Source organism: Lentibacillus sp. (assembly GCF_035301925.1).
GTDB lineage: Bacteria > Bacillota > Bacilli > Bacillales > Amphibacillaceae > Lentibacillus.
On the sequence record NZ_DATGTI010000094.1, the window covers coordinates 1 to 11,220 of the forward strand.

Genomic DNA, 11,220 nt, shown 5'->3' on the forward strand with positions numbered 1-11,220 from the left:
ACCTATCACATGGGAGGGGTTAAATGAAAAATCGTCATTTGTTGTCAATTCTTTCTTTTCTGTTGGTTTTGGCGCTTATCTTCCCTGCTTACACATCTGCTGACAGTGAGGGTGGGGATGTAAAAGAAGATTGGATCCGTCAAAAGATGAATGACATGACGTTAGCGGAAAAAATCGGACAGTTATTTGTCGTCCATGTTTATGGAAAGACACCGACCGACCCGGATTATGAGCAAATCAATTTAGATAATAACCGCGGAGGGAAAAATTTCAAAGAAGTCATCGAAAATTATCATATCGGTGGCGTGATTTATTTTAACTGGACCGATAATATCGGAACGCCCATCGATACCGAACAAGTAAATGCGCTTTCAAACGGCCTGCAGGAGATTGCAATGGATCAGGATTCCGAAATTCCTCTCTTTATTTCAACCGATCAGGAGGGAGGGATTGTCCAAAGGGTGACAAGCCCTGGCACTGTCTTTCCGGGCAATATGGCGCTTGGTGCGACACGTTCCGAGTCGTATGCAGCTGAATCTGCCGGTATTCTGGGCAAGGAACTGAGCAGTCTTGGGATTAACATGAACTATGCCCCTGTTGCAGACGTCAATATCAACCCGGCAAATCCGGTTATCGGTGTCCGGTCTTTTGGTGAAAATCCTGATTTGGTGTCGCGTCTGACTGTTGCACAGGTAAATGCATATCAGGAAGAAAACGTGATCGCATCAGCGAAACACTTTCCCGGTCATGGTGATACCGATGTTGATTCCCATTACGGGCTGCCGATTATCAATCATGATCTGGAGACACTGCATGAAGTGGATTTAAAGCCTTTTAAAGCAGCAATTGAAGCGGGCATTGATTCAATTATGACAGCTCATATTGTTGTACCGGCTCTGGATGATTCCGGACTCCCGGCAACACTGTCAAAACCGATTCTTACCGATTTATTGCGTGAAGAGATGGGTTTTGAAGGATTAATTATCACTGACAGTCTCGGCATGTCAGGTGCAAATGTTGTACCGGAAGATCGTGTTGCCATTGAAGCGTTCAAAGCTGGAAACGATGTTCTGTTAAACCCGCCTGATGTTGAATTGGCTTATAACAGCATGATGGAAGCTGTCGAAAGCGGGGAAATCAGTGAGGAAAGAGTAGATGAGTCAGTCTACCGTATTTTAGAGGCAAAAATGGACAAGGGCCTTTTTGACAATCCGTATACTGATTCGGACGCGATCGAAAACATCGGTATGGGCGATCATTTGCAGACGGCAGACGAAATCGCCAACAGAAGCATCACGCTTGTCAAAAATGACAATGACATATTACCGCTGAATGGTGACGATGATGTATTCATTACCGGTCCATCATCAGCGAAACCAGATTTGCTTGCTGATGAGTTAAATGAGAAAGGGATAGAAGCGAACAGTTTGGCAACGGGAACAAGCCCGACTGATCAGGAAATCGATGAAGCTGTCGCGAATGCTGAAGAAGCGGAAAAAATCATTGTCACGACGTATACTGCCAACACAAATGAAGCACAGGAGCAGCTGGTGCATGAGATTGAGGCAACCGGCAAACCGGTTACTGTGGCAGCCATCCGGAACCCGTATGACCTCATGGTTTTCCCGGAAGTAGATGGTTATTTAACAACATACGGTTTCCAGGATGTGTCGGTAAAGGCACTGGCAAACGTTATCGCTGGTGATGTCAATCCATTCGGGAAGCTTCCGGTGACGATCCCGGACTTGTATGACTATGGGCACGGGTTGGATTATGTGGACACCCCACAGAACGCCGACGGTATGAAGACACTCGCTGAAACCCTTATGGAAGAGGGAGAAATTGAGGATGATCGTACGGCAAGATCCATAGATATTCACCTGACGTCCGTAAGCCATTATGAGAAAAAAGATTTGGCAGAGAAAGTCGTTAAGCATATGGAAAGTTTCAAGCAATTGCTCGATCATCACAAAGAGAATGAGATGATCACGGCGAAAGCGCATAGCTACCTGATGACTGAAACAGATCAATTAATTGAGAAGTGGTCGACGGAACAATAGAAGTTGTCACATGACGAAAGCAGATCAAACTTATTTTGACTTGGGAAGGTGTTTATCGTATGAAAAACCATGGTTCAACAGGACCGAATCTGAAAAAGAAGTATGCAAGCGTGGTTTTTCAAATGTTTGCCGCTGCTTATTTATTATTTGGCATCGCTTTTCTGCTGACGTCGCCAACAAGTGCCGGTTTCAGCGATTTTGAAAACGCCGACATATCTATTTCAGCAGCTGATGATTTTGGTGAAGGGCCAAAGGAAGCTGCTGAAGGGGATTCAGACCCTGAGAAAGGAAAACAACAACAGCGTGATGAGCAGGACAAGCAGAAAAATGAAACGTCATCTTCTGAACAGAACGCAGCAGATGAAACAGAGGAAGCGGCAAATCAAACCGGGGAAGACGAAAAATCAGACGCCTCCCCAAAAACAGACAGTAAAGAAGTAGAAGGAGAAACGGATGGTGAGGAGGAATCGAAAGCTTCCGAAACGAATGGCGAAAAAACGTCAGACGTAACAACGGCGCCAGAGACAGACCGGCGTGATGATGTAAAAGATCATGAAAGTGACTAGCACATTACGACGTTTCTTTTATTTGATGTATCGTGCTAATGGTGATCGATTGGAGCATCTGGGGAAGAGGCGGACCCTCTTCGCCGGAAAAACTTTAAACCGCTTGAAATGCCCATAGATACCCATTCTATGAGGCATTTAAATAAATCACCCTGCTTGTCAGGGAAAAATATAGAGGAGGCAATTAAATGGGAATTAAAAAGCAGTTAGGGATGGGCGTTATGACCGCAGCGCTCGGTTTATCGTTAATCGGAGGCGGGACGTACGCTTATTTCAGCGACAGTGAGACCACGAACAATACGTTTGCGGCCGGAACGCTTGATCTGGCGGTAGAGCCGACACAATTGATTGAAGTCGACAATATCCAGCCAGGGGATTCCATGACCCGCGATTTTGAACTGCAAAATAACGGGTCGCTGGCGATCGACAAGGTTCTGTTGGAGACTGATTATGCCGTAACAGATGCGGAAGGTGACAACACAGGTGACTTTGGGGAGCATATTGAAGTCGAATTTTTATACAACGCTGACAAGCTGGATGAAGTGATTTATCAAACAACATTAGCCGAACTGCAAAACATGTCACCTGAAGCGGTCAATGAACATGTTTTTGATCCGCTGCTTGAGGACGGGCTTGAGCCGGGGTCGCTCGATGATCTGGTTGTTAAGTTCAACTTCATCGATAACGGCGAAGATCAGAACCAATTCCAGGGCGATTCTTTAGAGCTGGAGTGGACATTTAATGCACAACAAGCGTCGGGTGAAGAAGAATAACGATTGACTTTACGAAAGCTGTGCCATAAACCATGACAGTCCATTATGGCCAGCTTTTTCTTCCATCAAGCTCGATTAGTCATTAAACATTCATTGAGAGGAGACTGAAAATGAAGAAATGGGCTCGACTACTAAGTTACATGTTCGTGTTCGTTCTTCTCTTTACAACGCCAGTCACGGCTTTGGCACAAACACCGTCGACACTGAAAACCCCAAAACCCGCTGATGCCTTGAATGATGCGGAACAGCAGATGATACAACAAACGATGGCACAAATGACGCCTGAAGAAAAAATCGGGCAGCTCGTGATGCCGTCCACCCATGATAACGACCAGAACATGCCGAATGAAGATACAAAAGAGCTGATTCAGGAATACAAAGCGGGTTCTGTTATTATTTACGGCAACCGCGATGCCAGTACCACGGCTGAGTATAACAATCAGCTCCAGGAATGGGCAGCAGAAACACCTATGAGTATCCCGTTATTTTCAACGGCGGATCTTGAATATGGTGTCAATCAGCATGTCACCGATGCAACAGCGTTTCCGCGCCAAATGGGAATTGCTGCGACAAGAGATTTGGAAGCGGCTGAAGAAATGGCGGGCGTCACAGCGGAGGAAATGAAAGCGACAGGTTTTAACTGGAATTATTCCCCGCTTGCGGATGTCAACACCAATCCAAATAATCCGGTGATTGGTGTCCGGTCATTTGGCGAAAATACGGAGCTTGTTTCCGACATGACGGTTGCACAAGTGAGAGGCTATCAGGAAAACGGCGTACTATCGACGCCAAAACATTTTCCGGGGCATGGTGATACGAGTGAAGATTCACATCTTGACCTGCCTTCCGTTACGTATGACCGGGAGACACTGGAAGAGGTCCATCTTCCGCCATTTCAAGCAGCCATCGATGCTGGTGCTGATTCGATTATGACGTCGCATGTCATTATTGAAGCCATTGATCCGGAACTGCCGGCCACATTGTCTGAAGACGTTTTGACTGGACTGCTGCGTGAAGAGATGGGCTTTGACGGGCTTATCGTGACAGATGCGATGTCCATGCAGGCGATTAAAGATAATTGGGGCGCAGGTGAGGCAGCCGTGATGACCATTCAGGCAGGTGCCGATATTGTCATGGCTACCGGAACACTTAATGAACAGAAAGAAACATTTGAAGCACTTCTGTCAGCCTATGAATCTGGTGAACTGTCACAGGAGCGCGTTGACGCATCCGTTGAGCGCATTTTAGCAAAGAAAGTCATGTATGGGCTGTTTGACAATCGTTATGTCGATCCGGATGAAGCGACAGATGTCGTGAATACGCAAGCCCATAAGGCATTGGCAGAAAGTATGGCCCAGGACTCCATGACGCTTGTGAAAAATGACGATACGCTGCCTTTTGATTCTGAATCCGATGAATCAACGTTTGTTGTTGGTCCGGAAATATACAACCAAAGTAATTACATTGAAGCGATCGCTGATGACGTTCAGGCGAAAACGAATGGGGACGTTGATTATTATGTTACTTCCGAAGACCCTTCTGACAGTGACATTGATGAAGCAGTGCAGCAAGCTGAAGAAGCAGATCGGATCATCGTTTCAACGTTCTCTGCCGGTGAACTTGCTGAAGGGCAGGGCCAATTGGTCAATGCTTTGGCTGAAACAGAAAAACCGGTTGCGTCGATATCTTTAGGCCTGCCATATGACATTAAAGAATACCCTGACGTTGATGCACACATCGCAACGTATGCGATCGAACGATGGGGGTCGGCAGTGCCGGTTGCATGGGAAGCGGCTGTCGATGTCATTTATGGCGCTGACCCGAGCGGAAAACTTCCGGTCACCATTGAAGGCCACTATGATTTTGGCCATGGGGAAGATTACGAAGCGGCTCCGCCTGAAAGTGCTGAAGATATTAAAACACTAGTTGGTCAGCTTGAGGATGAAGGTGCGTTTGCAAGCGATACGGCACCACGTGCTCTAATGCGCCACCTGGACGCTGTCAGCCATTATGAAGACCAGGAAGCCGATGAAAAAGTCATTAAACATATGCAAGGCTTTAACGATTTGCTTGATCATCAGCAAAATAACGAGCTGATTTCGGCTGAAGCCTATAACCTGCTCCAGTCTCAAGCTGATGCGTTAATTGCGAAATGGGAAACGTTTACTTTTGATTCTGAGCGGGCGATGGCCCATCTCCAGCATTTAAGTGAAGAAATCGGTCCGCGCGTTGCCGGGGAAGAGGGAGAACAGGAAGCTGCAGCGTATATAAAAGACGAATTTGAAAAACTGGGCTACGACGTTTCCACACAACCATTTGATATTTACGGCGGTGAACAATCACAAAACGTGATAGCTGTCAAAGAAGCTGAGCGCGTTGAGGATCCCGAAATTGTGTATGTGACAGCACATTATGATAGTGTACCCGGATCCCCAGGTGCAAACGATAATGGATCGGGAACGGGAGCACTTCTTGAATTAGCCAATGTGATGAAGGACAAGCCGGCAGATAAAGAAATCCGTTTCGTCGCATTTGGTGCGGAAGAGGCTGGTCTTTTGGGGTCGCAATATTATGTCAGTCAATTAACAGATGACGAGATTAATAGAAGCGCCGCCAATTTTAACCTGGATATGGTTGGCACGGCTTGGGAACCGGCTTCCCAGCTTCACGTCACCACTGTTGATGGTGAAGCAAATGCAGTATCGGCGTCTATTGATTTAGCTGCCGAAAGAATAGGACTGGATGACGAGCGATTGACGCTGCATCAATTAGGCAGATCTGATCACGTTTGGTTCCATCAAGAGGGGATTGATGCTGCACTGTTCATCTGGATGGAGCCGGGGACTGAACCCGGAGAAGCTGGTATCGAACCTTGGTATCATTCCTCTGGAGACACCATTGACCGGGTTAGCCCTGAAAAAATTCAAATGGTTGGAGACTTGATCAATTCTGCTGTTTCTGATGTTGCCCTTGAACAGGAAGAGGAGACAGAAGCGATCGCTGGTTAATGTGAAAACGGGCAGCCGTTCCTTTGTATTAAAAAAATATAAGAACGGCTGCTTCTCTGCCGAAAACTGATTGATAGATTTGCAGGCAATCTGCGGTTAATAGCTATTCTGCCTTATCCCTGATGCCCTAGAGATCATGACTCAACTGGATTCCCGATTGGACAGAGAAAGGAGATTGACAATGCATCCAATAAAAAGACCATTTTTATATATGCTATTCTTTGCGTTTATGTTAGCTGCCACGGCTATTGTGCCCGTATCAGGAACCATACAGGCAGAAGAAACACCATATAATCCGGTTCCATATGAAGACATCTACCCTATCCTTGAACAACATGAAGAAGAAAGTGATCGTGTATCGGTTGAGGTGAACGGTCAATCCGCATTAGGACATGACCTTTACAAGGTAGTCATTTCCGAGCCGGAAGATGATCTTGAGGAAATTAAAATGATGCGGGAAGACATGATCGAAAATCCGGAAGAGGCTAAAGACTTAATTGAAGAAAATCCTGATTTTAAAGTGCCGTTTATGATTAACGGTTCAATCCATGGGGATGAATATCCAGGCACTGATGCTGTATTACAGCTGATTGACCGGTTTGCCTATGACGATGATGACACAACGGAATATATACTCGATAACAATATTCTTGTTTTCAATGTCGTTAATAACCCAGATGGACGCATTTTAGGAACGAGACAAAATGGCGAAGGGTTTGATCTTAACCGCGACCACGTCACATTGTCACAACCGGAATCGGCTGCAAGTGTTGATTTAATAACCGAATGGAATCCAATGGTTTTTCTTGATTTACATGGATTCGTGATCAGGTCTGAAGAAAGTCCTGGCCTGATTGAGCCAACAACAGGTCCGCATAATCCCAACTACGAACATGGTTTATACCTGGAGTACGCCTTGGATCAGGCTGAAGCGATGGAAGCGGAAATTGTGGAAAACAAGTCTGATTATGAAACGGAACTCTATCAAAATATGAACGGCACGCATATTCCATATCGTGATGCTGAAGATGGCTGGGATGATTATCCGCCGATTTTCACACCGATGTATGCCATGTATCATGGTGCCTATGGTCACACGCTTGAAACGCCAAATAATAGTGTGGATGGTGTCAAGTGGCACTATGATGCAGTCATGGGCGCGCTGAAATTTGCGTCGGACAACAAAATCGATATGACTAAAAATCAGCTGGAAATCTTCAGGCGCGGAATCCAATTTGACCATCCCGAACATGAAGATGGATTTTTCCCGAAAGCCTATGTGCTGCCCGTTGATGAGACAGATCCTACCGTAACACAAAAGGCTGTTAACAATCTTCTCAGGCACGATGTTGAGGTAGAAAAAGCTGAAGCGCCATTTACGGTTGACGGTGAACAATATGATGAAGGCACATTTATTGTACCAATGGACCAGCCCAAAGCTGGTTTAGCCAATACCATTCTATGGGACGGCGAGGATATCAGTGACCAGGCAAGTGCCATGTATGATATTTCTGCGTGGAACTTACCAGAATTATGGGGTTTTGCTGCTATCCCGACCGATTCATCAATTGATGTCCCGGCTGAGGAAGCAGAAGAACTCGATATCGAAGGCAGCTTAATTGGGGAAGGCCCGTATAAAGTGACGAACAGTTCGGTTGCAGCTGTGTCACTTGTTAACGAGCTGTTCCAGAATGATCTTCCGGTTTATAAAGCAGAAAACGGCCATTTTTATGTTGAAAGCGGCGGTGGTGATATGCTGCGTCAGGCTGTAGAGGAATCCGGGCTCACCGTTAGAACAGAATCATTACCTGAAGATGCCAAAGAGCTGGATAACGTCAATGTGGCCATCCTGAAAGATCGTGGTCAGCATGGCACGCGAACAGCACTTGAACAGCTCGGATTTGAAGTCGACGAAATTGAACCTGAACAGATTTCAGAAAACGGATTAAATGATTATGATGTGCTGGTAGCAAACGGCTCTGGAATAGATGACAATGACGCATACAAGGAAAACATCCGTAAGTTTCTGGATGACGGCGGAAAGTATATTGCGATCGGTGCAAGTGCTTCCAGCAAGGCTGCTGAACTCGGATTAACCGATGCCGACATCAATACCGGTGCACGGAACAGTAACGGCGTTGTTAAAGTGAATTACAAGGATACATCACTGACGGCCGGATATAACGCACAGGATATTGGCTTTGTCTATAACCCTGTCTGGTATACCAATATCGAAAATGATAGAGTCATAGTGTCCTTTGCTGATCAGGACTTTTTCAAAGCGGGTTTTTGGAAAAATTCTGAGGCGGCACAAGGCCAGCCAGTGGTTATGAAAGGCAACCATCAAAATGTCACATTAATGGGACTGGAGGTTGGCTTCAGAGCCCATCCGGAATATTTGTACAGATTGCTCTCCAATGCGATTTATCCAGGAGAGGAAACGATTCTAACGACGGCGAACGGCATGAAACAACGTGTTGAACGCTACGACAATGATGGGGCATTTGAGGATGCCGACGTGGCTCGTTCTTTAAGCGTTCATTTGAAAGCAGTCAGTCATTACGAGGAACAGGAAGCAGCTGAAAAGGTGATTAAACATGTCAGCGGTTTCAAAGATTTACTCAATCATCAAGCAGAAAACGATCTGATTTCTGACAAGGCATACAACATCCTCAAGAATGATGCTGATGCTCTGATTGAGAAGTGGGAGTAGTTTAATAGGATGTTTAGCATATAAAGATTCTATGTGGCAGGCGTCAGAGAGTGCCTTGAACTTGAGAACGAAGGCGCCGTTAACTCGTGCAAGAGTAGCACCAAAACGTGCGAGAGCAGTCCCAATTCGTGCGAGAGCGTCTCAAACTCGTGCGGGAGCGGCGCAAACTCGAGCGAGGATGTCTCCAACTCGAGCGAGAGCGTCTCAAACTTGTGCGGGAGCGGCCTTAACTCGAGCGGGAGTGGCGCCAACTCGTGCGAGAGTGTCTCAAACTTGTGCGAGAATGGCTCCAACTCGAGCGAGAGCGTCTCAAACTTGTGCGGGAGCGTCCCCAAAACGAGCGAGAGCAGCACCGAAACGAGCGAGAGCGGCATCGAAACGAGCGGGAGCGTCCCCGAAACGAGCGAGAGCTGCATCAAAACGTGCGGGAACATCCTAAACTTGTGCGGGGGCATCCCCAACCCTTGCGAGAGCCGCTCCAACTCATGCGAGGATGAGTCATACCCATGCAATAGCATTCCCGGCAAGTGAGGGTTACCCTCTCGCCGATTCTAGCAGCAAAATATAAAAATGGAGGGATAATCAATGAAAAGATGGTCTATCGTGACGCTGGCAGCTGTCTTTTTATTAGCATTATTACCGGCAGCAGTGGCCGGTGTTGGTAAGAATAATTCGAATGACCAGGAAAGTTTTTCGCCTGGTGTTGAAGTGCTGCTGAATGAAGAATTGGATCAGCTGCAAGACAAAAATGTCGGGTTGATCACGAATCCGACAGGTGTTGACCAGGAATTAAACAGTATTGTCGATACACTGCACAATCATCCGGATGTTAATCTTGTTTCCTTATACGGTCCTGAACACGGTGTCCGTGGAAGTGAACAGGCCGGGGACTATGTTGAATTTTATATCGATGAAAGAACAGGGCTGCCTGTTTACAGTTTGTATGGTGAAACGCGGAAACCGACACCGGAAATGCTGGAAGATGTTGATGTTCTGCTGTTTGACATTCAGGATGTCGGCACGCGTTTTTACACGTATATTTACACGATGGCTTATGCGATGGAAGCCGCTGCGGAAAATGACATCGAGTTTATCGTGCTTGACCGTCCGAATCCAATCGGCGGCGTCAACGTGGAAGGGCCGGTGCTTAACCCTGACTATGAATCGTTTGTCGGATTGTACCCGATTCCACTTCGCCACGGCATGACGGTTGGAGAGTTAGCACTTTTATTTAACGACGAGTTTGACATTGGAGTAGATTTATCGGTGGTCGAAATGAACGGATGGGAGCGCTCGATGTATTACGATGATATACCGCTTGAATGGGTACTGCCGTCACCGAATATGCCGACATTGGATACAGCTATGGTCTATCCGGGTGCTGCGCTGATTGAGGGGACGAATGTTTCTGAAGGTCGTGGCACGGCCAAACCGTTTGAACTGATTGGTGCGCCTTTTATTGACGGTACCGATCTTGCAGAACAACTGAATGATACCGGATTGCCTGGAGTACAATTCAGATCTGCCTATTTCATACCACAGTTTTCAAAACATGCTGGTGAACTGTCCGGGGGCATTCAAATTCATGTGACTGACAGTTCGGCCTATCAGCCTGTGAAAACCGGGCTTACCATCGTCAAAACAATTCACGACATGTACCCGGATGCGTTTGAATTCCGTGCCGAAAACAGCGAGGGTGTATCATTTTTTGACAATTTGATCGGCAATGGTTGGGTGCGTGAAGAGATCGAAAATGGTACGTCAGTTGATGCGATCATCGACAATTGGCAAGAAGGTTTGGAAGATTTTAAAGATGTTCGCCGTGATTATCTACTGTACACGACAAGTGCACAGGAGATGACTGACATGGTAGAACAGTTTGAAGCAGAAGGGGCATTTGCCGGTGATAAAGCTGTCCGCGCCTTAAAAATGCACTTAACAGCTGTGGACCGTTTTGAACAAAGTGATTCAGCTGACAAAGTCGCTAAACATATCGAAAGCTTCCATCTGCTGCTAGACCAACAGCTGGAAAATGAACAGATTTCAGACGATGCGTATGAGGCGCTGAAAGCCAAAACAGAATCGATGATCGGACAGTGG

The 11,220-nt window shown here is 46.5% G+C and carries 6 protein-coding genes and 1 pseudogene; all 7 read left to right on the forward strand.

Features of this window, described 5'->3' with window-relative positions; translation table 11 throughout:
- The first annotated feature begins 23 nt into the window (after positions 1–23).
- Positions 24–2,060, forward strand: coding sequence for a glycoside hydrolase family 3 protein (locus VK080_RS08330; protein WP_324224308.1), 2,037 nt, complete (start codon positions 24–26; stop codon positions 2,058–2,060).
- Positions 2,061–2,119: 59 nt separating this feature from the next.
- Positions 2,120–2,626 carry a hypothetical protein gene (locus VK080_RS08335; RefSeq protein WP_324224309.1) on the forward strand — a complete coding sequence of 169 codons (507 nt, stop codon included), beginning with the start codon at positions 2,120–2,122 and terminating at the stop codon, positions 2,624–2,626.
- Positions 2,627–2,814: 188 nt separating this feature from the next.
- Complete coding sequence (locus tag VK080_RS08340; protein WP_324224310.1) at positions 2,815–3,399, forward strand: CalY family protein; 585 nt, start codon at positions 2,815–2,817, stop codon at positions 3,397–3,399.
- Between the two features lie 110 nt (positions 3,400–3,509).
- On the forward strand, positions 3,510–6,407 hold the full coding sequence (locus VK080_RS08345; RefSeq protein WP_324224311.1) for a glycoside hydrolase family 3 N-terminal domain-containing protein: 2,898 nt from the start codon (positions 3,510–3,512) through the stop codon (positions 6,405–6,407).
- A gap of 181 nt (positions 6,408–6,588) precedes the next feature.
- The gene (locus tag VK080_RS08350) at positions 6,589–9,120 is read left to right on the forward strand and encodes an FIMAH domain-containing protein (protein ID WP_324224312.1); all 2,532 of its coding nucleotides are present in this window, start codon (positions 6,589–6,591) and stop codon (positions 9,118–9,120) included.
- Positions 9,121–9,705: 585 nt separating this feature from the next.
- Positions 9,706–10,959: pseudogene (locus VK080_RS08355) on the forward strand (exo-beta-N-acetylmuramidase NamZ family protein); the annotation flags it as partial.
- Positions 10,960–10,977: 18 nt separating this feature from the next.
- Positions 10,978–11,220, forward strand: a 243-nt coding sequence (locus VK080_RS16025; protein ID WP_414672233.1) for an FIMAH domain-containing protein, incomplete at its 3' end; no start/stop codon positions are given.